The sequence below is a fragment of the Oceanicaulis alexandrii DSM 11625 genome, from assembly GCF_000420265.1.
Lineage (GTDB): Bacteria > Pseudomonadota > Alphaproteobacteria > Caulobacterales > Maricaulaceae > Oceanicaulis > Oceanicaulis alexandrii.
In genome coordinates this window covers 327238-349971 of sequence record NZ_ATUP01000002.1, presented here as the reverse complement: position 1 = coordinate 349971, position 22734 = coordinate 327238, and the positions used below count along the sequence as shown (strand labels likewise).

Annotated in this window: 27 protein-coding genes; 6 read left to right on the top strand and 21 right to left on the bottom strand. The window is 61.3% G+C overall.

The annotated features are described in order from the left end of the window. Positions 1-17 precede the first annotated feature (17 nt). Positions 18-551, bottom strand: a complete 534-nt coding sequence (locus tag G405_RS0114325; protein ID WP_022702216.1) for a ubiquinol-cytochrome C chaperone family protein — start codon at positions 549-551, stop codon at positions 18-20. 127 nt (positions 552-678) lie between these two features. Between G405_RS0114325 and G405_RS0114320 the strand changes: the two genes are divergently transcribed. Next, positions 679-1176: an outer membrane protein assembly factor BamE gene (locus G405_RS0114320; protein ID WP_022702215.1), complete on the top strand. Its 498-nt coding sequence runs from the start codon at positions 679-681 to the stop codon at positions 1174-1176. A 73-nt stretch (positions 1177-1249) separates the two neighbouring features. Here the strand turns inward: G405_RS0114320 and G405_RS0114315 are convergent, their stop codons facing one another. From G405_RS0114315 to glyA, 10 genes are all read right to left on the bottom strand, one after another. Further along, positions 1250-3400 carry a sodium-translocating pyrophosphatase gene (locus G405_RS0114315; protein WP_022702214.1) on the bottom strand — a complete coding sequence of 717 codons (2151 nt, stop codon included), beginning with the start codon at positions 3398-3400 and terminating at the stop codon, positions 1250-1252. Between the two features lie 163 nt (positions 3401-3563). Beyond that, positions 3564-4085: a hypothetical protein gene (locus G405_RS0114310; protein ID WP_022702213.1), complete on the bottom strand. Its 522-nt coding sequence runs from the start codon at positions 4083-4085 to the stop codon at positions 3564-3566. Positions 4086-4108: 23 nt separating this feature from the next. After that, positions 4109-5104, bottom strand: a complete 996-nt coding sequence (gene thiL / locus G405_RS16225; protein WP_022702212.1) for a thiamine-phosphate kinase — start codon at positions 5102-5104, stop codon at positions 4109-4111. A 5-nt stretch (positions 5105-5109) separates the two neighbouring features. After that, entirely contained in the window at positions 5110-5586 is a 477-nt protein-coding gene (gene nusB, locus G405_RS0114300) for a transcription antitermination factor NusB (protein ID WP_022702211.1), read from the bottom strand. Next, positions 5586-6023 (bottom strand): 6,7-dimethyl-8-ribityllumazine synthase, encoded by a 438-nt coding sequence (gene ribH / locus G405_RS0114295; RefSeq protein ID WP_022702210.1) that lies wholly within the window; start codon positions 6021-6023, stop codon positions 5586-5588. Before ribH ends, nusB begins: the two co-directional genes overlap by 1 nt. Positions 6024-6034: 11 nt before the next feature. Then, positions 6035-7156, bottom strand: a complete 1122-nt coding sequence (gene ribB, locus G405_RS0114290; RefSeq protein ID WP_022702209.1) for a 3,4-dihydroxy-2-butanone-4-phosphate synthase — start codon at positions 7154-7156, stop codon at positions 6035-6037. Beyond that, a complete protein-coding gene (locus tag G405_RS0114285) occupies positions 7153-7785 on the bottom strand; it encodes a riboflavin synthase (RefSeq protein WP_022702208.1) in 633 nt (210 codons plus the stop codon). The genes ribB and G405_RS0114285 overlap by 4 nt, the downstream gene beginning before the upstream one ends. 4 nt (positions 7786-7789) lie before the next feature. Next, complete coding sequence (locus G405_RS0114280; RefSeq protein WP_022702207.1) at positions 7790-8440, bottom strand: RibD family protein; 651 nt, start codon at positions 8438-8440, stop codon at positions 7790-7792. Beyond that, positions 8437-8916, bottom strand: a complete 480-nt coding sequence (gene nrdR / locus G405_RS0114275) for a transcriptional regulator NrdR (RefSeq protein ID WP_022702206.1) — start codon at positions 8914-8916, stop codon at positions 8437-8439. The genes G405_RS0114280 and nrdR overlap by 4 nt, the downstream gene beginning before the upstream one ends. 9 nt (positions 8917-8925) lie before the next feature. After that, on the bottom strand, positions 8926-10230 hold the full coding sequence (glyA, locus tag G405_RS0114270; RefSeq protein ID WP_022702205.1) for a serine hydroxymethyltransferase: 1305 nt from the start codon (positions 10228-10230) through the stop codon (positions 8926-8928). A 252-nt stretch (positions 10231-10482) separates the two neighbouring features. Between glyA and G405_RS0114265 the strand changes: the two genes are divergently transcribed. Continuing rightward, positions 10483-10905, top strand: a complete 423-nt coding sequence (locus tag G405_RS0114265; protein ID WP_028284842.1) for a MucR family transcriptional regulator — start codon at positions 10483-10485, stop codon at positions 10903-10905. Between the two features lie 20 nt (positions 10906-10925). On the opposite strand, the gene G405_RS0114260 is transcribed toward G405_RS0114265, so the two are convergent. From G405_RS0114260 to G405_RS0114240, 5 genes are all read right to left on the bottom strand, one after another. Beyond that, entirely contained in the window at positions 10926-11171 is a 246-nt protein-coding gene (locus tag G405_RS0114260) for a DUF6898 family protein (protein ID WP_022702203.1), read from the bottom strand. After that, positions 11171-12385: a 5-aminolevulinate synthase gene (gene hemA / locus G405_RS0114255; RefSeq protein ID WP_022702202.1), complete on the bottom strand. Its 1215-nt coding sequence runs from the start codon at positions 12383-12385 to the stop codon at positions 11171-11173. Before hemA ends, G405_RS0114260 begins: the two co-directional genes overlap by 1 nt. Before the next feature lie 153 nt (positions 12386-12538). Beyond that, entirely contained in the window at positions 12539-13432 is an 894-nt protein-coding gene (gene mmsB / locus G405_RS0114250) for a 3-hydroxyisobutyrate dehydrogenase (RefSeq protein WP_022702201.1), read from the bottom strand. 56 nt (positions 13433-13488) lie between these two features. Continuing rightward, on the bottom strand, positions 13489-14538 hold the full coding sequence (locus tag G405_RS0114245) for an enoyl-CoA hydratase/isomerase family protein (RefSeq protein ID WP_022702200.1): 1050 nt from the start codon (positions 14536-14538) through the stop codon (positions 13489-13491). 100 nt (positions 14539-14638) lie between these two features. Beyond that, complete coding sequence (locus G405_RS0114240) at positions 14639-15775, bottom strand: isobutyryl-CoA dehydrogenase (RefSeq protein ID WP_022702199.1); 1137 nt, start codon at positions 15773-15775, stop codon at positions 14639-14641. 90 nt (positions 15776-15865) lie between these two features. Here G405_RS0114240 and hemB point away from each other — a divergent pair, with 90 nt between their 5' ends. From hemB to G405_RS17050, 3 genes are all read left to right on the top strand, one after another. Then, positions 15866-16852 carry a porphobilinogen synthase gene (hemB, locus tag G405_RS0114235; protein ID WP_022702198.1) on the top strand — a complete coding sequence of 329 codons (987 nt, stop codon included), beginning with the start codon at positions 15866-15868 and terminating at the stop codon, positions 16850-16852. Further along, positions 16845-17987: a trans-sulfuration enzyme family protein gene (locus G405_RS0114230; RefSeq protein ID WP_022702197.1), complete on the top strand. Its 1143-nt coding sequence runs from the start codon at positions 16845-16847 to the stop codon at positions 17985-17987. Before hemB ends, G405_RS0114230 begins: the two co-directional genes overlap by 8 nt. Before the next feature lie 157 nt (positions 17988-18144). After that, positions 18145-18303 (top strand): hypothetical protein, encoded by a 159-nt coding sequence (locus G405_RS17050; protein ID WP_022702196.1) that lies wholly within the window; start codon positions 18145-18147, stop codon positions 18301-18303. On the opposite strand, the gene G405_RS0114220 is transcribed toward G405_RS17050, so the two are convergent. From G405_RS0114220 to G405_RS0114200, 5 genes are read right to left on the bottom strand one after another with little or no spacing between them, the layout of a single operon-like run. Continuing rightward, a complete protein-coding gene (locus G405_RS0114220) occupies positions 18300-18932 on the bottom strand; it encodes a trimeric intracellular cation channel family protein (protein WP_022702195.1) in 633 nt (210 codons plus the stop codon). The genes G405_RS17050 and G405_RS0114220 overlap by 4 nt on opposite strands. Continuing rightward, on the bottom strand, positions 18929-19936 hold the full coding sequence (locus G405_RS0114215) for a TIGR00341 family protein (protein WP_022702194.1): 1008 nt from the start codon (positions 19934-19936) through the stop codon (positions 18929-18931). The genes G405_RS0114220 and G405_RS0114215 overlap by 4 nt, the downstream gene beginning before the upstream one ends. 5 nt (positions 19937-19941) lie before the next feature. Next, positions 19942-20811, bottom strand: a complete 870-nt coding sequence (locus tag G405_RS0114210) for an NAD(P)-dependent oxidoreductase (RefSeq protein WP_022702193.1) — start codon at positions 20809-20811, stop codon at positions 19942-19944. A gap of 1 nt (position 20812) precedes the next feature. Continuing rightward, on the bottom strand, positions 20813-21202 hold the full coding sequence (locus G405_RS0114205; protein ID WP_022702192.1) for a cupin domain-containing protein: 390 nt from the start codon (positions 21200-21202) through the stop codon (positions 20813-20815). Positions 21203-21214: 12 nt separating this feature from the next. Beyond that, a complete protein-coding gene (locus tag G405_RS0114200; protein ID WP_022702191.1) occupies positions 21215-21685 on the bottom strand; it encodes a flavin reductase family protein in 471 nt (156 codons plus the stop codon). Positions 21686-21763: 78 nt separating this feature from the next. Between G405_RS0114200 and G405_RS0114195 the strand changes: the two genes are divergently transcribed. Beyond that, complete coding sequence (locus G405_RS0114195; protein WP_022702190.1) at positions 21764-22681, top strand: flagellar motor protein MotB; 918 nt, start codon at positions 21764-21766, stop codon at positions 22679-22681. Positions 22682-22734: the final 53 nt, after the last annotated feature.

The window sequence follows — 22734 nt, the reverse complement described above, 5'->3', positions numbered from 1 at the left end:
GCGACGCACGCCGCAGCTCAAGCCTGAGCAAACTGCGGCGCTTCGCCGGCCAACAGCGCTTCTATCGGTTGCGCGTCGAGTGTCTTGACGCTCTTCAAAGCATATTCCGCAAGGCGTGCGCAAACGTCGGGATTCGGCTCGCTCTCTTCCAGCATGTTGCGTTCAAAGGCCTCGGAGAGCGCTGCTAGGTCCCCGTCCGCGAGCGGCGTCTCATAGGCTTTCGCGCGCCCGTAGAACGCCTCTCCCATTTCCTTGATTTTCTTGCCGACGCTCAGATCTCCGGTGCCCATTTCGCGCAAGGCGGCGTCCATGTCGTCAAACATGACGTCAAACACGCGTTGCGACAGGTCACGGCCGAGATCCCCGCCCTCGCGCAGGCGACGCATCAGCAACACCGCATGCAGGACGATCATGTCATAGCGACCGTCCACGCTGTCCTCCACGCCGTCAGCGCCGTAAAACGCCGGACGCCGCGCTGAGCGCACGAGGGAATCATAAAGACTGCGAGCGATTTGCTTGCCGCGATCTTTCCTGAACAAACGACTGAACATGTATTAACAGGCTCCCCTCACTGAGCGCTTGCAGCTATGGTTCCATCCGGTTACGTCAAGGCGATAGTCCAGCGCAAGCTGGCTGACCACTGACGTTTACGTCTCGAACGCTATCAATGGAGCCCTTATGCGCCTCAGCCGAGTGATCCTCGCCGCCACCGTCGCCCTCAGCGCGACGCTGGTTACGGCCTGCAATCCGACCCTGCGCAGCCATGGCTTCCGCTATCCCGATGGCGAAGTGCCTGAACTGACCGTGGGCGTGGACAGCCAGTCCACCGTGCTCGCCACGCTGGGCAATCCGTCCACTCGCGGCACGTTCGAGCAAGACACCTGGTATTATATCTCTGCAACACGTGAATATCTCGCCTATCTGCGTCCCGACACCCGCGAACGCCGGATCATCGCCGTGCGCTTTGACGAAGACGGCACGGTCAGCGCCGTGGACGAGTTCGGCATGGAAGACGGCCGGGTCGTGGCTTTTGTAGATCGCGAAACCCCGACTCGCGGACGCGAGCTGACCATTCTTGAACAGCTTCTGGGCAATGTGGGGCGTCTGCCGAGCGAACAGTTCGGCGGCGAGCAGAACCTGCCCGGCGGCGCGGGCGGCCCGCGTCCGGGCGGCTAGACGCGTCCATCATCCGAATACAAAAACCCCCGACGCTCGGCGCCGGGGGTTTTCTTTTACCCGGTGGGCGGGACTACAGCCCCGCCAGCACCGCCAGCATGAGCAAGGCCACGATATTGGTGATCTTGATCATCGGGTTCACCGCAGGTCCTGCCGTGTCCTTGTAGGGATCGCCCACCGTATCGCCCGTCACAGCGGCCTTGTGGGCTTCTGAGCCCTTGCCGCCATGATGGCCGTCCTCGATGTATTTCTTGGCGTTGTCCCAAGCCCCGCCGCCGGCGGTCATGGAGATCGCCACATAGAGGCCGGTCACGATCACGCCGAGCAACATGGCCCCGACGCTGGCCAGCGCTTCGGCTCGTCCGGCGATGAAGTTCACCACGATGAACAGCACGATCGGGCTGAGCACCGGCAAAAGCGAGGGAATGATCATCTCCCGGATCGCCGCCTTGGTCAGAAGGTCGACCGCGCGGCCGTAATCAGGCTTCACCTCGCCTTTCATGATGCCGGGGTTTTCGCGGAACTGACGCCGCACCTCCTCGACCACCGCCTGGGCGGCGCGTCCCACGGCCGTCATCGACATGCCGCCGAACAGGAAGGGCAAGAGCCCGCCAAAGAGCAGCCCGACGACCACATAAGGATTGGAGAGCGAGAAGTTCACGCTCAGGCCCGCAAAGAAGGGATAGGTCTCAGGATTTGACGCGAAATACGCCAGATCCTCGGTATAGGCGGCGAAGAGCACCAGAGCGCCCAGCCCCGCCGATCCGATGGCGTAGCCCTTGGTGACGGCCTTGGTGGTGTTGCCGACCGCATCCAGCATGTCGGTGGTGTCGCGCACCGCGCCTTCCAGCCCCGCCATCTCGGCGATGCCGCCGGCGTTGTCGGTCACCGGTCCGAACGCATCCAGCGCCACAACCATGCCCGCCAGCGCCAGCATGGTCGTCACCGCGATTGCGATGCCGAACAGCCCTGCCAGGTTGAAGGTCAGCATGATGGCGCCGATGATCACCAGCGCCGGCAGCGCCGTGGCCTCCATGGAGACGGCGAGCCCCTGGATGACGTTCGCGCCATGGCCGGACTCAGACGCCTTGGCCACGGACTTCACCGGGCCATAGTTCACGCCGGTATAGTATTCCGTTATCCAGACGATCAGGCCCGTGACCGCCAAACCGGTCAGGCCGCAATAAAACAGCGACATGGCCGTGATCGATAGCCCGTTCGCGCTTTCAACGACGCCGTCAAATCCCAGGACGAAGTGCGTGGCGATCGCCAGGCCTGCCGCTGAAAAGATCGCAGCGGCGAAAAACCCTTTGTAGAGCGCGCCCATGACATTGGTTGAGCCCTTGCCGAGACGCACAAAGAACGCGCCCAGGATCGACGCGACCATGCACACGCCGCCAATCGCCAAGGGATAGATCATCATGGCGTCCAGCGTGATCGCGCCCGCCGCATCGCGGAAGTAGATCGAGGCGAGCACCATGGTGGCCACAATCGTCACGGCGTAGGTCTCAAACAGATCCGCCGCCATGCCGGCGCAGTCGCCAACATTATCGCCCACATTATCGGCGATGGTCGCGGCGTTGCGCGGGTCATCCTCGGGGATGCCGGCTTCCACCTTGCCGACCATGTCCCCGCCCACATCGGCGCCCTTGGTGAAGATGCCGCCGCCCAGACGCGCGAAGATCGAGATCAGCGAGGCCCCGAAACCGAGGGCCACCAGCCCGTCAATAATCTGTCTGGGCTCCTCGGCCGAACCGAATGACGTCCCTTGCGTGAGCCACAGATAGTACCCGGTGACCGCCAGTAGCGCCAAACCCGCCACCAGCATCCCGGTGATCGCACCGGCGCGGAAGGCCATGGAGAGCCCCGCCTGAAGCGAGTCCATCGACGCTTGCGTGGTCCGCACATTCGCCCGGACAGACACCAGCATGCCGATGAAACCGGCTGCGCCCGATAACAACGCCCCGATCAGGAAACCCAAGGCGACGACCGGGCCGAGCAAAAACCCGACCAGAATCAAAATCGCCGCCCCAACGGCGGCGATCGTCATGTATTGGCGTTTGAGATAGGCGTTCGCGCCTTCCTGGATGGCGCTGGCGATTTCCTGCATGCGCTCCGAACCCGCGCTCGCCGCGAGAATGGAGCGAATCTGAACCGCACCGTAGAGAACCGCAAGTCCCCCGCAGGCTAAGGAAATCCATAGCCAGATATATACTGATTGCATGACACCCTCCCCGAGCGTCTAAAGGCTTCTTGCAACGCCGCATCGAGTTCTTGGAAGCCTCCAAGACATGGGCGGCTATTGCTTTGACAAAGAAAGCCTAGTCCCGGTTTTCAGGGAGATGCAACAGTAAAGAGAAATGCTGCGGTGCAGCTATATTCTCAAATCAGCGCAGAGGGCGAACGTCAGAGCCTAGAAGATCAAGACGCTCAATCTGCGTCGGATCCACAACTTCACCGATCGCCGCATACAGAATCTGGCGCGTGGATTCGCGGTCGATCTCACCGGCGTCATCCATCATGAACGGATGGCGATGGGCGGATCGGACCATGGTGTCGACCAGGAAGTGCAAGTCTTCGATAAAGCGGGTCGCACTCACGCCGCGCGCCAGACAAATACGTGGCGTTACAAACGCATAGCCATACAAATGGTGGTGAGATTCAATCGGCACCACGATCGAGGGCACGTCCACCCTACGCGGGCAGGTTTCGTCTTCGCCGAACTCCGCCATGAGCGCCTGAGTGGCCTCTTCAACAGAGTTGTAAAGCGGCAAATCCGTGGACGCCACGGCGCCAGGCCCGCTGGAGCCGCCGCCTCCACCGCCTCCTCCGCCACCGCCGCCCGCGGCGAACGCAGGCGTGGAGAGCAGAAAAGCGGTGCAGAGTGCGTATGCGAAATACCGAATCATAAATCCTGCTTAGCAGGCAAGACTCAAAAATGCGTAAACCCAAAAGACGAAGGCGCGATGGGCGCCCCATCCGCTCGAACGATCAGATCGCCGTCTGAGTCGCGTCTGGAAGTGACCTCGCCCATGCATGTCACTGCGACGCCGAGACGGCTAGCCGCGGCGATGAAGTCTGGCGCGGCATCCACCGACACGGTCAGCACCAGCTCATAATCATCACCGCTCGAAGCCAGCTCCAGCAAGGCCTGTGACCGGTCCGGCTGTTGCGCCAGCCAATGGCGCGCAGAGTCCGAGAGAGGGATCGCATCCAGATTCAGCTCGACCGTGCAGCAAGATGCGTCCGCGATGTGCCGGGCGTCGGCCAGTAAACCATCAGAAACATCAATCGCGGCATGCGCATACTGGCGAACAAGCCCTGACAACGCACATCGCGGCTCAGGCAGGGTGAACCGCTGGGCCAGAAATGTCGCATCCGCGTCCGGGGGCGCATAGCCGCCCTGTCTCGCCTTCAGGCCGAGACCCGCATCGCCAATGGTTCCTGTCACCAGAACCTGATCCCCTGGCTGCGCGCCACTGCGCCGGACCGCCTGCCCTATCGGGACCGCGCCAAAGGCGGTGATGGAGATCATCCAAGGTCCGGGCGCGCTGGTGGTGTCGCCCCCGGCCAGATGGACGCCGAAACTGTCCTGATCCAGAGCCAACCCGTCCGCAAAGCCGCTCATGCGCGCTTCGCGTCCAGCCTCAGGCCAGACCACGCATGCCATATAGGCATGCGGATCAGCGCCCATGGAGGCCAGATCAGACAGGTTTGCGCGCAGCGCCTTTCGGGCGGCCAGCGCAGGATCTTCGTCATGTGGAAAATGGCGGCCTTCGATCAGCGTATCCGCCGTCACCGCCCACTCACACCCTTCTGGCGGCGTCAGAATAGCGCCGTCATCTGTCAGCGCGGCGGCGCCAGGCAATCCAAGACTGAGCGGGGCGAGCCGCGTTCGTATGTAGTCAAACTCGCCCGATCCGCTCATATCAATCAGGCGTCACGCACCTGTTTGGACAGGGCGTCCAGCGTCGCGTTGACGAAGCCCGATTCCGAGCCGTCAAAGAAGGCGTGCGCGACATCGACATATTCGTTGATGACGACGGCGGCCGGCACATCCTTGCGCGCGACCAGCTCATAGCCGCCTGCCCGCAAGATCGCGCGCACAGTGGCGTCCAGACGTGAGAGTTTCCAGCCTTCCTTCAGAACGCCGGACACGCGCTTGTCCACATCGGACTGGTGCGAAATGATGCCTGTCACGAGGTCTTCAAAGAACACTTCATCGGTTTCGACAAAATCTCCCGGCTCGCCTTCATAGCCGAACCGGTGATCGCGAAATTCCTTCACGACCGCCGCGGCGCCGGAGCCGGACGTCTCCATCTGGTAGAGCGCCTGCACAGCGCTCAGGCGCGCCGCGCGGCGCAGCCGGGCGCGTCGGTCCGATGACGCTTCCTGTGCCTTGTCGCTCATCAGGCCGCCCCGAATTTCTTCTTGAGGCTCAACAGCGCCAACGCGGCGTTCGCCGCATCACCGCCCTTGTTTTTCTCATGCACATTGGCGCGCACGCGAGCCTGTTTGATGTTTTCGACCGTCAGGATGCCATTGCCGACCGGAACGCCCTTGAGCGTCAGATCCATCAATCCGCGCGCAGATTCCCCGCAGACATAATCAAAATGGCTGGTTTCACCGCGGATGACGCAGCCCAGAGCCACGTAGGCGTCATAGGGGGCCTTACCCAGCTCGGACAGCGCGATCACAGCTGGAATCTCCAGTGCGCCAGGCACTTCAACGACGTCTGCCGTCACACCCGCCGCGTCACAGGCGCCCTGAGCGCCGGAAACCAGCTGCTCGGTGATGTCTTCGTAAAAAGGCGCTGCGATCAGCAGCACTCGGGTTTCAGCGCTCACAAGCGCCTCCTTTAATCAATTTCGCGTTGCTCGACGACTTCAAGACCATAGCCGTCCAGCCCCACAATGTTTTGCGGCGCAGTGGACAAGAGGATCATCTTGCGCACGCCCAGATCCAGCAATATTTGCGCGCCCAGACCATATTCACGCAAGCGGCGTTCTTCACGTGTATCGGGCGGGTCAGACGGCGCAGCGCCAAAACGCTCTGTGATCGCTGCTCGATTGGTCTCACGGATGAACACCATGGCCGCCGGGCCATCATGTTCGGACAGCGCTTTCACACCCTTATCCACCAGACCCGTGCGCCCGCCAAGCGCGCCCAACACGTCATCAGCGAAGCTGACCTTGTGCATGCGCACCAGAGCCGGCGCATCGGCGGTGATTTCGCCTTTATGCAGAGCCACATGCTCCACATTGTCCACCAGGGAGCGAAACACCGTCAGCTTGAACGGGCCGCCCGCTTCAGTGGACACTTCCGTGTCCATGCGGCGCTCGACGAAACGGTCATGCTGGCGGCGATAGGCGATCAGATCGGCGATCGCGCCGATCTTCATATTATGCTCTTTGGCGAACTCGATAAGGTCGGGCAGACGGGCCATAGTCCCGTCATCCTTCATGATCTCACAGATCACGCCAGCGGGATTCACCCCGGCCAGACGGGCGATGTCCACTGCGGCTTCCGTATGGCCGGCGCGCACCAGCACGCCGCCATCGCGCGCCACCAGCGGGAAGACGTGACCCGGCGACACCACGTCTTCCGAGCCTTTGGAGGGGTCGATGGCCGTGGCGACCGTCAACGCCCGGTCATGAGCGGAGATGCCGGTGGAGATGCCTTCGCGCGCTTCGATCGACACCGTGAAATTGGTGGAGTGTCGCGACTGATTGCGCTGGCTCATAAAGGGCAGCTGCAGGGTTTTCGCACGGTCCTGGGTCATCGACAGGCAGATCAGGCCGCGGCCATAGCGCGCCATGAAATTGATGACGTCCGGCGTGGCGAACTGGGCGGGGATGATCAGATCCCCTTCGTTCTCACGGTCCTCGGCGTCCACCAGGATAAACATGCGGCCATTGCGGGCCTCGTCGATGATCTCTTCCACCGGCGACAGCGCGGATTGGGGGGCGGCTTCGCTCACGACTGGACCTCATTATTCGCGGCGCCGTCTGCACGGGCCTCCATTAGACGGGCGGCGTAGCGCGCCATGACGTCAACCTCAAGGTTGACGCGCGTTCCCGCCTGCAAAGATCCCAAAGTTGTGACCTCTGCGGTATGGGGAATGATCATCAGCTCGAACGTGTCGCCCTCGACCCGGTTCACGGTCAGCGAAACGCCGTCCACCGTGATCGAGCCCTTGTAGGCGATGAAGGCGCTCAGATCTGTAGGGGCTTTTACGATAAAGCGGATCCAGCCGTCTTCGTCTGATCGGGAGACCACACGCCCGACGCCGTCCACATGGCCTTGCACGATATGGCCGCCCAGCTCGTCGCCGACTTTCAAGGCGCGCTCAAGATTGACCACATCTCCCGCTGTCCACTCACCGAGCGTGGTTTTGGAAAGCGTTTCAGGTGAGACGTCGAGATCATATTCAGCCCCCTCGCCTACAGCACGTCGCGCCACAACGGTCAGGCAGACCCCGGCATGAGCGATAGACGCCCCAAGGTCGATCGAGGACGCGGGATACGGGCTCGAGATCGTCATCCGGCGCACATCGCCCTCAGACACAGATACGATCCGCCCGAGAGCAGAGACTAGGCCGGTAAACATGGGATCATCCCCGTTGATAGGTTTCCCAAAGATCCGCGCCACAAGCGCGAACAGATGTGCGTTGGAATGTGGGCGCTAGGCTGAGTTCCTCAAGGCCAAGCCCTGCAATACAGGCTCGCCCCTCCGCTCCGATCAGCATGGGCGCGCGGAACCATTCGATATGCGTGACGAGCCCGGAGCGGATCGCCGAGCCTGCGATCTCAGCCCCGGCTTCGATCATGAGGCTTTGAACGCCTCGCTCCAGGAGTGTTTGCAGAACGGCTTTGAAACAGACGTGTCCGAACGCGTCCGCCTCCGTCTGGATCAGCTCAGCTGCGCCTAGACCGATCGAAGCCTCTGCAACATGAAACACCCAGACCGGCGCTCCGGTGAGCATGGCCGCATCGGCAGGCATGCGAAGATGAGAATCAAGCACCACGCGTCGGGGCTGGTCCCCACTCGCAACGCCGTCCGGACGCGCTGTCAGTTGTGGATCATCGGCGAGCACGGTCCCGATCCCGGTCAGGATGGCGTCATGCTCCGCGCGTATGCGATGGACTTGCCCGCGGGCCTCAGGGCCTGTGATCCATTTGGATTGGCCGTTCGCCAATGCGATCCGGCCATCAAGGCTGGTGGCGAGTTTCAGCGTCACGCGCAGGGTTTGCGCCGCGGTCATTGATCTGCGTCCAGATCATCCTCATGCCCGAGTTTTTCGCCCTTGATGAATTCCGAGAAGTCATCAACTTCCTGAAAGTCTTTATAGACTGAGGCGTAGCGCACATAGGCGACGGTATCGAGATTGCGCAATCCATCCATCACCAGCTCGCCGATAACGCTGGCGGGCACGTCTGGATCACCCAGGCTTTCGAGACGCCGGACAATGCCGGAAATCATCTGCTCGACCCGTTCGCGCTCAATGGCGCGTTTCTGGGTCGCCAACAACACCGACCTCGCCATCTTGTCACGATCAAACGCTTCGCGCTTGTTGTCGGACTTGAGCACATGAAGATCGCGCAGCTGCACGCGCTCGAACGTGGTGAAACGGCCGCCGCACGCCGGGCAATGACGACGGCGTCGGATCGCCTGGCTGTCTTCAGCCGGGCGGGAATCCTTCACCTGAGAATCAGGGTTGGCGCAAAACGGACACCGCATGCGCGTATCCTAGCCGAGCGCGGGGTAGATCGGGAAGCGTTCGCACAGCGCGACCACTTCATCACGCACTCGCGCCTCGACCTCGGCGTCACCTTCACGATTGACCGCCAACGCATCCAGCACTTCCGCCATCATCTCGCCCACGCGGCGGAACTCAGCGGCGCCGAAGCCTCGCGTAGTCCCCGCCGGCGCGCCGACGCGCAGGCCCGAGGTTACGGTCGGCTTCTCGGGATCAAACGGCACGCCGTTCTTGTTGCAGGTCATATGCGCGCGTTCGAGCGCGGCTTCGGAAATGTCGCCCGTCAGGGATTTGGGGCGCAGATCCACCAGTGCGAGATGGCTGTCGGTGCCGCCAGAGACAATGTCATAGCCAGCTTCCACCAGCGCGCCAGACATGGCGCGGCAGTTCTCGATCACGGATGCGGCGTAGGCCTTGAACTCGGGGCGCAGCGCTTCGCCGAACGCGACCGCCTTGGCGGCGATCACATGCATCAAGGGTCCGCCCTGAAGGCCCGGGAAGACGGCGGAGTTGAACTTTTTGCCCAAAGCTTCATCGCGGCTGATGATCATGCCGCCGCGCGGGCCGCGCAGGGTCTTGTGCGTGGTGGTGGTGCACACATCGGCCAGCGGAACCGGATTGGGATAAACTCCGCCAGCGACAAGACCCGCAAAGTGCGCCATGTCCACAAGCAGATAAGCGCCGACCTCGTCAGCAATGTCGCGGAACGCCTGAAAATCAATCTCGCGCGGATACGCGGACCCGCCCGCGATGATCATCTGAGGCTGGACCTCTTTGGCCTGCTCGCGCAGCTTGTCATAATCGATCAGCGCATTGTCTTCGCGCACGCCATAGGCGTGGGCTTCGAACCATTTGCCAGACAGGTTCGGGCGAGCGCCGTGGGTCAGGTGCCCCCCCGATGACAGGTCCAGTCCCAGAATTTTATCGCCCGGCTTCAGAAGCGCCAGGAACACCGCCTGGTTGGCCTGGCTGCCTGAATTGGGCTGGACGTTGGCGTACGCGGCGCCGAACAATTGCTTGGCGCGCTCGATCGCAAGCTCTTCTGCTATGTCGACGAATTCGCACCCGCCATAATAGCGCCGGCCCGGATAGCCTTCGGCGTATTTATTGGTCAGCGGCGAGCCCTGCGCTTCCAGAACAGCGCGCGAGACGATGTTCTCGGACGCGATCAGTTCGATCTGCGTCTGCTGACGATGAATTTCCTTGCTGATCGCCGAGGCGAGCTGAGGATCGGCGTCAGCCAGCGACTGGGCAAAGAAAGAGGTGTTCTGGGCGGTCGATTGAACGTCAGCCATCTCGCTCGCACTCCATATAGCGGATCTTGATAGCTACATACGGCTGGATGGGGTCGTGGACAAGGCGCTGATCAGACGTAAATTCATCCGATTGCATCAACAAAGTTTGTTACGTGCATTCAGCAACCTTAAAAAATCTATGGTATCTGCAGATTCTTCAATTCAATACTTGTAGAGCGAATACACTATCATTAAACACAAGACATCTCGTTTTCAGACGCAAACGCCATAATGTTGCGCAAGGATCAGAATATGACTGAAGAGACACTGCTGCCCGTCGATAATGAAGAACTGATGCGGATGACCACTGACATCATCGCATCTTTTCTCTCGCACAACTCTGTGCCGGCGGAAAGCGTCCCGGATATGATCAAATCGGTCTACGCCACCATGAAAGAAATTTCGGGTGAGCCGGCCAAGCCTGAGCCCAAAGCGAAACCGGCTGTGCCTGTCTCTCGTTCGGTCAGCGATGATTACATCGTCTGCCTGGAAGACGGCAAAAAACTGAAAATGCTCAAGCGCTATCTGCGCTCGCAATACGACATGTCGCCGGAAGACTATCGCCGCAAATGGGGCCTGCCGGCTGACTATCCGATGGTGGCGCCGAATTATTCCAAGCGTCGCTCGGAGTTCGCCAAAGAAATCGGTCTGGGCCGCGGCGCTCGCAAGAAATAAGCGCTAGCCCGAACGCCTGCCTATACAATCACGCCCCGACCGCCTGGTCGGGGCGTTTTTGATTCTGGCGTCACGCCCTCTTGCGTCAGACGGCGCATCAGCTTGCGCGCGGCGAGACGCTGCAAATCATCCTGACGGGTTTTGATGGGGCCGAAGACGACCACTTCTATGCCGGTTTCGACATCAACCGCCGCCACCCGGACAGAATCGCCCACGGAAACAAACTCAAAGATAAACTCACGATCCTGACCGGGATCGCCAGACATTATGCGACCTTGAGGCCGACATGCTTGGCGTAGACGGTTTTCACCGCATCCAGCAGCTCGTCCATCATGACGTCGTCATGCATGGGGGTTGGGGTCAAACGCATCCGCTCGGTGCCTTTGGGCACTGTGGGATAGTTGATCGGCTGAACATAGATGCCGTGAACGTCTAGCAGCTCATCGGTCATCCGCTTGCAGAGCACCGGATCTCCCACATGGACGGGCACGATATGGGTGACGGAGTCGAGCACCGGAATGCCTGCCTCATGAAAGCGCGCTTTCAAGGTGGCGGCGCGTTCCTGATGTTGCTCGCGCAGATGATAAGCACTCTTGAGATATTCGACGCTGGCGCGAGCGCCCGCCGCAAGAGCGGGCGCCAATGAGGTGGTGAAGATGAAACCCGGCGCCCAGGATCGGATGGCGTCAACGATCACTTCATCCGCAGCGATATAGCCGCCCATGACGCCGAACGCCTTGCCCAGAGTGCCTTCAATAATGTCGAACCGGTCCAGCAATCCGTCACGCTCGGCGATGCCGGCGCCGCGCAGGCCGTAAAGACCGACCGCGTGCACTTCATCAAGATAAGTCAGAGCGTTGTACTTGTCCGCCAGATCGCAAACGGCTTCGAGCGGACCAATATCGCCGTCCATAGAGTAGACGGATTCAAGCGCGATCAGCTTGGGTGCGTCTTTCGGCGCGGCTTTCAGAAGCTCTTCCAGATGCGCAACGTCATTGTGCCGCCAGACATGCTTCTCGCATTTCGCGCCCTTCACGCCCTCGATCATTGAGGCGTGGTTGAGCTCGTCAGAGAAGATGATCAGGCCGGGCAGTATCTTGCCCAGGGTGGCGAGCGTCGCCTGGTTGGCGATATAGCCCGAGGTAAACAGCAGCGCGCTTTCCTTGTCATGCAGATCAGCGAGGCTGGCTTCGAGCTCCACATGATAGTGAGTCGTGCCGGAGATATTGCGCGTACCGCCTGCGCCAGCGCCCACATCTTCGATCGCTTGTTTCATCGCGCCGGTGACGCACGGGCTTTGCCCCATGCCCAGATAGTCATTGGAGCACCAAACCACCACATCCCGCGTGTCGCCTTCATCGGTGCGCAGGCGGGCCCGAGGGAACTGCCCCTTTACGCGACGCAGATTGGCGAACACACGATAACGGCCCTCGGCACGGACGCGAGCGACGGAGGCTTTGAAAGCGCTGCGGTAATCCATTGTTCTTGCACTCGCATTTCAGCGCGAGCGGCTCTCCCTAAAGGTCAGCATGTCATCAGCACAATGACATAGGATTCTGAGCTTGTCTTATCACCGGTCAGGGACCAAAGGTCGCGGTTTAACTGCTAGCGCCTCGCAAACTCAAGTGTGCTTTTACTTCATCTCTCCAGCGAGCCATTTGATCACGCCTGAGAAGTCCATCTCCTCACCGCCCTGCTCGACAAAAGCGTCATAAATGGTCTGCGCTTTTTCGCCCATGGGCGTGTTCACGCCAGCCGTTTTCGATGTCTGCATGGCAAGGTTTAAATCTTTAAGCATCATCGGCGCAGCGAAGCCGGGCTTGTAATCACGGTTCGAGGGCGCGGTCGGGACCGGTCCCGGCACCGGGCAGTAGCTGGTCAGTGACCAGTTCTGGCCTGACGCCTTGGAGGCGATGTCAAAGAAGTTCTGCGGATCAAGACCCAGCTTGATCGCCAGGTTCATGGCTTCGCATGTGCCGATCATATGAATGCCAAGCAGCATATTGTTGCAGATCTTCGCCGCCTGCCCTGCGCCGGCTTCGCCGGCGCGAATCACCGCCTTGCCCATATTCGACAGGATCGGTTCGGCCTTTGTGAAAGCGCCTTCAGGACCGCCGACCATGAAAGTCAGCGTGCCACCCTCGGCCGCCGCCACACCGCCAGACACAGGCGCGTCTACAAACGCGAAGCCCGCCTCTGCGGCCTTTTCTGCGACAGCGCGTGCGCTGTCCACGTCAATGGTGGAGCAATCAATCAGCACCGCATCCTTGCGCGCCAATGAGAGCACCCCGCCTTCATCCATATAGACGCCGCGCACATGCGGGCCGGCCGGCAGCATGGTCACCACGGCGTCAGCGCCGGTGACAGCATGGGTGAGATCGGAGGCCGCAGTCGCGCCCTTGTCGACCAACGCTGCCACAGCGTCAGCGTTCAGATCAAATGCGCGCACGTCATGGCCAGCCTTCACGAGGTTGGCCGCCATGCCTGAGCCCATATTGCCAAGGCCGATAAATGCAACAACCGCCATGCGGTCCTCCCTTGTCTTCACTAGGGCGAGCGGTTGATCCGCTCTGCCCGGTGTTCCTAATCGAGGAACGTCATTTCCATGTCCGCCGCAAGGGGCTCGAAATATGCCGCGACATCTGCATCAGAGATCGACGCCGACCAGTTCGGCGCATTGTCCTTGTCGATAATGACCGCGCGAACGCCTTCGTAAAAATCCGAGCCGTCTTTGAGAAGGCGGCTCGAAACCCGAAGGTCCTGGACCATGACGTCGCGCAGTGACAGCTCCGCGCCCTTGCGCAGCGCCGCCAGCGTCACCTTCACCGCGGTCGGCGACTTGGACGAGAGGATTTTCAACACAGCCTTCGACCAGGCGTCATCGGCAGCTTCAAGCCGGTTGATGATCGCCTCCACATCATCGCCTTCAAACGCTGCATCGATCAGCGGCTGGACCATGCCCAGATCGGACTGGCCCGGATCACCGGCGAACTTTTCAAGGATGGCGTCGACCTTTTCGCCGTCGTCATCCAGCGTTTCGGTTTCCAGCGCTTCGATAAGGGCGGGATGGGAGTCAGTCGGCACATAATGGGTGGCGACGCCGGCGGCGATGCAGTCCGCCGTTTTCAGGCGGGCGCCGGTCAGGCCCATCCAGACCCCCAGCTCCCCCATGAGGCGGGGCAGGAAATAAGCTCCGCCCACATCGGGGTGAAAGCCGATCCCGGTCTCCGGCATGGCGAACATCGTCCGGTCGCCCGCGACGCGGAACTCGCCATGAATGGAGACGCCGACGCCGCCGCCCATGGTGATGCCGTCGATCAGCGCCACGTAAGGCTTGGGGTATTCCGCGATCAGGGTGTTGAGCTGATATTCGTCACGCCAGAAGGTCCAGGCGCGGTCATCGCCCGCCTGGCCGCTTTCCGCCAGCATGCGAATGTCGCCGCCTGCACAGAAGCCTTTCTCGCCTGCGCCGTCCACGACCACGGCCTTCACGCTGTCATCATTGCGCCAAGCCTGCAGGGCTTCGACCATGGCGGTGACCATGTCCTGATTGAGCGCATTGAGCGCCTTGGGGCGGTTCAGTGTAATGCGACCCACCGAGCCAGCTTTGCGAGTGATGACGTCTTCAGTCATGAGAGGCTTCTCCGGACGGAACTGTGCTCATAGTCCTGCTGAAATGGCAGGGCCAATTGATACTCTTTGTAGGCGCAATCGAGCCTGACGATAACGCGACCTAGCGCAGCACGTCCTTGGCGATGATCACACGCATGATTTCATTGGTGCCTTCAAGGATCTGGTGAACCCGCAAGTCACGCACGATGCGCTCCAGCGGATAATCCTTCAGATACCCGTAGCCGCCATGGATCTGCAATGCGTCATTGGCGATCTTGAACCCCATATCGGTCGAGAACCGCTTGGCCATGGCGCAGTATTTCGCCGCTTGGGGATCCTTGCGATCCACAGCGTCCGCTGCGCGCAACAGCATCATGCGAGAGGCGTCGAGCTCGGTGACCATGTCCGCCAGCTTGAACTGGGTGGCCTGAAAGTCCGCGATATGACGGCCGAACTGGCTGCGTTCCTTGGCGTAGTCGATGGCGAGATCCACCGCTTCCGCAGCGCCGCCCAGCGAACAGGCGCCGATATTGATGCGGCCGCCATTCAGCCCTTGCATCGCAAAGCCGAAGCCCTGGCCTTCTTCGCCTATGCGGTTTTCAACCGGCACGCGGCAGTCTTCAAAGGTGACGACGCGGGTGGGCTGGGAATTCCAGCCCATCTTGCGCTCGTTTGCGCCAAAGCTGAGGCCGGGCGTGTCTTTCTCGACAATGATGGTTGAGATGCCCTTGGGGCCGTCTTCGCCGGTGCGGCACATCACGGCGTAAAGATCGCTGGTTCCCGCGCCGGAAATGAAGGCTTTCGAACCGTTCAGGACGTAATGGTCGCCATCGCGCACAGCCTTGGTGCGCAGATTGGCGGCGTCCGACCCCGCGCCCGGTTCGGTCAGGCAGTAAGATGCGATCGTGTTCATCGCGGTCAGGTCCGGCAGCCAGCGCTGGCGCTGCTCTTCGCTGCCCCAGCTGTCGATCATCCAGCTGACCATGTTGTGGATGGAGATGAAGGCCGCTGTGGACACGCAACCGCGCGAGAGCTGTTCAAAGATCAGCGCTGCGTCGACCCGGCTCATGCCCGATCCGCCCACATCATCGCGGGTGTAGATGCCCGCAAAACCCATCGCCGCGCTTTCCTTCAGCACGTCGACGGGGAAGTGTTTGGTCTCGTCCCACTCCGCCGCATGGGGCTTGAGACGGTCGTCCGCAAATTTGCGTGCGGCGTCTTGTATCAGCGCTTGCTCTTCTGTCAGCTCGAAATGCACGGGGAAACCTCCTAAACAGACCGGGTTGGACCGGTTCCGACCGCATGAAACGCGATGTGTTCTGATTTGCTGCAAGCGAGATAGACCAAGATGGCCGCTTTTCCCACCACCCGTATGCGCCGAATGCGCGCCAATGACTGGTCGCGCCGCCTGATGCGCGAGAACACATTGACGCCCAACGACCTGATCTGGACCCTGGTCGTCTCCGACACAGCCAATCCCACAGAGCCCGTCGCCTCCATGCCGGGCGTGGAGCGTCTCAGCGTCAAGGCCGCTGCCGACGCCGCCCGGCGGGCCCGCGATCTGGGCATTCCCGCCATCGCTGTCTTCCCGCATCTGGACCCGTCGCTCAAAGACGAGAACGGGCGCGAGGCGGACAATCCTGACGGTCTTGTGGCGCAAGCGATCAAGGCGATGAAAGACGCCGCGCCAGAGGTGGGAATCATTTGTGATGTCGCCCTCGACCCGTTCACCGATCACGGCCATGACGGGCTGATGGAGGACGGCGTCATCCTCAATGACGCAACCGTAGAGCGCCTGTGCAGCCAGGCGCTGATGCAGGCCGCGTCAGGCTGCGATGTGGTCGCGCCGTCCGACATGATGGACGGGCGAATCGGCGCGATCCGCGACGCGCTCGATTCCGAAGGCTTTCAGGACACGCTGATCATGTCCTACGCGGCGAAATACGCCTCGGCGTTCTACGGCCCCTATCGCGACGCGATCGGCAGCGCCAAGGCGCTGCAGGGCGACAAGAAGACCTATCAGATGGATCCCGCCAACACAGATGAGGCGATCCGCGAAGTCGCGCTCGACATCGACGAGGGCGCGGACATGATCATGGTCAAACCCGGCCTGCCCTATCTCGACATTGTCGCTCGCCTGAAAGCGACGTTTGAAATGCCCACTTATGCGTTTCAGGTGTCGGGCGAATACGCGATGATCCAGGCCGCCGCGCAGAACGGCTGGATTGATGGCGAACGCGCCATGATGGAAAGCCTGCTGGCGTTCAAACGCGCCGGCGCTGACGGCATTCTCACCTATTTTGCTCCCAAGGCGGCGGAACTGCTCAATGACTAAACGCCTCGAAACCCTCGCCGCCCAGGCCCTGCACCAGACGGACCTCGAAACTGGTGCGGTCATCCCGCCCATCCATCCCGCCACGACTTTCATGCGCGACGAGAAAAACGCGCTCGTCGGCGACATGGATTATCGTCGCCCCAAAGGACCAACCGAAGTGCAGGCCGCGAAGGTGCTGGCGGCGCTCGAAGGCGCGTCGGATGCGCGGCTGTTCAGCTCCGGCCTCGCCGCCATCGCAGCGATTCTGGATACGCTGCAGATTGGCGCACACGTGGTCGCCCAAACCGAGATGTATTATGGCGCGAAGAAACTGCTCCATCATCTCGCCGCCAAAGGGCTGATCTCCCTCACCTTCTTTGAACCCCATGACAAAGCAGGTTTGAAAAAGGCCGTGCAATCAGGGAAGACGGAGCTGGTCTGGATCGAGACGCCCGCCAATCCCAGCTGGGCGGTCGTTGATGTGGCGCATGCAGCCGAAATCGCCCACGGTGCCGGCGCGATTCTGGCGGTGGACGGCACTTGCTCTCCGCCCTGCACCACGCGCGCGATTGATCTGGGCGCAGACCTCGTCATGCATTCGGCGACCAAATATCTCAACGGTCATTCTGATGTTCTGATGGGCGCCGTGGTGACGAAGTCCCAGGACGAACGCTGGGAGAAGCTCTGCGCGGGTCACAGCCTGACAGGCGCGGTTCCAAGCGCGTTCGACAGCTGGTTGATGATGCGCGGCCTGCGCACGCTCTTCGTTCGCTTTGAACGTCAGAGCGCGAACGCCCTCAAAGTCGCCGAGGCTATGAACGCCCATGACGCGGTCAGCCATGTGCTCTACCCGGGACTGGAAGATCATACCGGTCATGCCGTCGCGGCCCGTCAGATGACGAACGGATTCGGCGGCCTGCTGTCTATCCGGCTCAAGGGCGGCCCGGAAGCGGCGCGCAAACTCTGCGCGTCAACCAAGGTGTTCTTGCAAGCCACCTCCATTGGCGGTGTGGAAAGCCTGATCGAGCACAGAAAGCCCATTGAAGGCCCCAGCAGCCCGACGCCGGATAATCTGGTGCGACTGTCTTGTGGGATCGAAGCGGCGGACGACCTGATCGATGATCTCAGCCTTGCTCTGGACCGCGTCGGAAATTAAACTCTGGGGCGAATACAATCGCCTGAGATCGCCTATGTATCGCTGTCCGCACTGTCGAGAACCCTTAGGCGCAACCGCCCTGCTCAACATGAATCCCAACACGCTGTCCGTCTGTAAGCATTGCGGACAGCGTTATGGATGGGACGTATCGGGCTCGATGATGCTGCTGATGATCTTCATGGTCATCGCCAGCGTCATCGCACTGCTGATGACGATCTCGATCATGCCTGTCGTGATGGCGAGCCTCGCTATCCCGATCCTCATCGGAGTGTGCGGCTATCTCGCCTTGTGCGCTTTCCGCCCTGTCGCGCGTTAGTCCACGCGGCCGATCGGCGGGATCGACCATTTGAAGATGATCGCGCAGCCACGCAATATGAACGCCGCCAGCGCCGCGCCAACCGCCGCCGAGCCTGTGGGCACGCCGAACTCCAACGCAGCCACGTACACTGCCGCCCCGAATAAGGCCGCCAGGGCATAAACGTCCGCTCGCAAGATCAGCGGCACGTCATTGACGATGATATCGCGGACCAGACCGCCAAAGGCGGCGCTCATGACGCCGGTGACCAGCGCAATCGACCAGTGCGCTCCAGCCATCAAACCCGCCTGCGCGCCCAGCACGCAGAACACGGCAAGGCCTAGGCTGTCAGCCCAGATCAGGGCGCGATAGCGCGCGCCTTCCTCGCCGCGCACCAGTTCAGAGCCGTAATATCCGATCACGCCGCCTGCGAGCGCCAGGATCAGATAATGCGGCGCATCAATCCAGTAGACAGGAAGACGTCCAAGCAGAACATCGCGCAGCGTGCCGCCGCCCATGCCGGTGACCGCACCGATCACGGCAGCGCCGAACGGATCAAGATGCTTGCGCGCCGACAGAATGCCGCCTGACAGGGCGAAGACAAAGATGCCGATATAATTGAGGATGATGAAGACGAGCGTGACGTTCACAATTGCACGCCCTCACCACCCGTGGCGGCGAAATGGGCGGCGAGCGCCGACAACACCAGGATCATGATGATCCACACCCCGGCGTTCACATAGACCGAGCGCTTGGCCGAGCGTCGTTCCAGCCAGGTCCGCGGTCGCACGCCCTTGAAGTAATAGACCATCAGCGCGCTCAAATTGACCGCCACCACATTGATCGACAGCAAAAGCGTCGCCCGCCCCGCCAGATCCCAGGACCCGCTGCCGGCCAGAAGCCCCGCCGCAGACGCGGGCGGCAAGAGAGCCACCGCCACCATCACGCCCACAAGCGCCGCCGGCAAACCCGTGGCGATAGAGAGCGCCGCCGCGGCTCCGGCCGCCAGCGCAAGGGCGGCGGAGTCGGGCCCCACCACGGTTCGGCTCATCAATTCATTGGAATAGAGGTTCGGTTCATAGAACAGGCCGACCAGAAAGCTCAAAGCCAAACCAAGCGCCAGCCCCGCCACAGCGGTTCTGGCCGCTTTCAGCATCAAGGGCAAATCACCCAAAGCCGAACCGAAGGAGAACGCCAGGATCGGCCCAAGAAGCGGCGCGATCACCATGGCGCCGATGACGGCCGCCACATTGTCAGCCGACAGGCCAAAAACGACCACGACGGTTGAGAGCGCAGTCAGCATCAGGAAATCAGAGTTGATCTCCGCGCCTTTGGCGATGTCCTGGAACATCTCTTCACGCAAAGCCAGGCGACGTTTGACACGCGTCGCTTCATCCGGGTCTTCGTCAATGCGCGGCACGCTGGCTTCAATGGGAATAACGACCAGACGCCAGTTTTGTTCGCCTTCCATAATCGCCTGAACGGCGTCGATGGCCTTCTGGCCGTCGCCGTCGCGAAACGTCAGCCGCAACAAACGTTTGCCCTGAGCGTCCGGCTCGGTCAGGCGATGGTCCAGAGGCTCGGTCTTCAGCGTCGCCTTGAGGATCGGCTGAACCTTGTCTCCATCGGGCAGCGTAACTTCGATCAGACGCATCGCGCTCAGGTCCGATCCGCGTTCTCAAGCCGGGCGATCAGGCTGGACGTGTCCCAGCGACCGCCGCCCATGGCTTCGATCTCGGCGTAGAACTGGTCGACCAACGCTGCCGCGGGCAAGCGCGCGCCATTATTGCGCGCTTCATCCAGCGCTATGCGAAGATCCTTGCGCATCCAGTTGACAGCAAACCCGAAATCAAACTCGCCATCGACCATGGTTCGCCAGCGGTTTTCCATTTGCCAGCTTTGCGCCGCGCCTTTGGAGACGGCAGAAATCACCGTCTCGGGATCAAGTCCGGCGCTCTTGGCGAAGTGCAGCCCCTCGGCCAGCCCCTGCACCAGGCCTGCAATGCAGATCTGGTTGACCATCTTGGTCAATTGTCCGGCGCCGGCCGGCCCGGCATGCACCATGGCCTTGGCGTACGCGTCCATGATCGGCTCGGCTTTGGCGAAAACACTGTCATCACCGCCGCACATGATCGACAGCTGACCATTTTCCGCGCCGGCCTGACCGCCAGACACCGGCGCGTCCAGAAAGCCGATCTGCGAGGCCTTGGCTGTCTCATGAAGCTCGCGCGCCAAAGCCGCTGACGCCGTCGTGTGATCCACCAGCACCGCGCCCGCCTTCATGGCGGGAAGCGCGATCTCGGCGACCGCGCGCACATCCGGGTCATCGCCCAGGCACATCAGGACACAATCGGCGTCCGCCACGGCGTCGGCGATGCCGTGGCTAGCCTGTCCCTGATACTGCTCAGCCCAGGTCTTCGCCTTGGCGGCGGTTCGGTTCCAGACCCTGACCGTGTGACCGGCTTTTGACAAATGCCCGGCCATGGGAAACCCCATCACGCCCAGACCCAAAAACGCGACATTCGCCATATCATGCTCCCCCAAGGCCGCTTCCAGCCAACTGCTCGTCCAGACTGCGCGTCTTCTCCGCCACCACATCGCCGGTGTGCTTGGTGGCGACCGGCTCGACCAGCATCACCCAGCATTCTTCTTCCGCTACCGGATTATGCCTGACGCCCTTCGGCACGACGTGCATGTCGCCTTCAGACAAGGTGACTGAGCCGTCCTCATATTGCATTTCGAGCCGCCCCTTCACGATAAAGAAGAACTCATCTTCATCCGCATGATCATGCCAGACAAACTCGCCCTTGAGCTTGGCCAGTTTGACGTACTGGTCATTGACCCGAGCGACGACCCGCGGCGACCAGTACTCGGAAATCTGGCCAAATTCAGCCTGCAGGCGTTTGACGTCCGCAATCATGTCCGCTGCTCCTCAAATTTTCGAATAGCCTGAGCGCACAAAGACCAGCGCTTCTGCGTCCCTGGGGCGATCCGCGTTCAGAACTTCCCCGAGAATGATCTCATGATCGCCGCCAGCAAAGACCTGATGCCGGCGACATTCAAACCGGGCGATCGCGTCTTCGAGCAAAGGCGCGCCATTGCTGGCGGGCGTCCAGCGTCCGCCATTGGCCTCCAGATCGTCTGAGCGCGCGCACGCTGTCGACAGCTCCGCCTGGTCCGCCGCCAGGATATTCACGGCGAAATCCTGCGCGTTCAGGAAGCGGTCATAGCGATGACTATCCTTGGCCAGCGACCATAAAATAAGAGGGGGATCGAGAGAGACCGACGAAAAGGAATTGATCGTCATCGCTCGCGCAGATCCGCCGTCCATGACCGTGATCAGGGCCACGCCTGTGGGGAATCGTCCCAGGCAATCGCGAAATTCGCGCTCAAAAAGTGACAAAATTCGCTCCTGATTCGTTTTGACAACGCAGATTTAACCCTGTTGCTCCAGAGTGTCCGCCACAAAAGCCGAAGGTGGATGGATATGAGTTCGGATCAACCGATCGTCATCAAGAAAGTCAAGAAGGGCGGCGGCCATGGGCACCATGGCGGCGCCTGGAAAGTCGCCTATGCCGATTTCGTGACGGCCATGATGGCGTTTTTTCTCATGATGTGGCTGATCAATAACACAGAACCTGAACAGCGACAGGGGATCGCGGACTATTTCGCACCTGCCAGCGTCAGCCGCACCACCTCCGGCTCCGGCGGCGTTCTGGGCGGCACCAGCTTTGGCGATGACGGCGCACGCGGCTCCGGTTCTTCCTCTGTCGTCGAACGCCTCGCGCCCCGCTCTGAACAGGATGTGTCTCGCGAACAGGAAGCCGATGAAGCGTCCGGCGCTGCCGGGGGCCAGCCGCAAGCCTCGACCGACGCACTCGCCAGCGCCCTCGCCCGTCGTGAAGCGGCGGAGTTCGCCAGCGCCGAGCAGTCCCTGCGTCAGGCCCTGCAAGACATGCCCGAGCTCGCAGAATTGTCGCGCCACGTCCTGATTGAAGAAACGCCTGAAGGCCTGCGCATCCAGCTGATCGACCAGGAAGGTCGTCCGATGTTTGAACCGGGCGCAATCGAACCCAACAGCCGGGCCCGCGTCTTGCTTCGGACGATCTCGGAGATTGTTCTGCGCTTGCCGAACCGCATCACCCTGTCCGGTCATACGGACGCCAGCCCGGCGCCGGTGGGCGGCCCGTCCAACTGGGAACTCTCAGCGGCCCGCGCCAACGCCGCGCTGAACATCATGGCGAACGCCGGCGTTCCAGATCACCGGATCGCGGAAGTCCGCGGCAAAGCCGGCGCTGAGCCGCTTTTTCCCGATGATCCCTATCTGCCAGGCAATCGCCGTCTGTCGATCACCTTGCTGCGTGAAGCGCCCGCCGTACCGCCCGGCCACTCGCTCTAGCCGAACGCAGAGGCGCTTCTAAAAGAGTCTCTGCGTACAGCGCTTCACGCTCG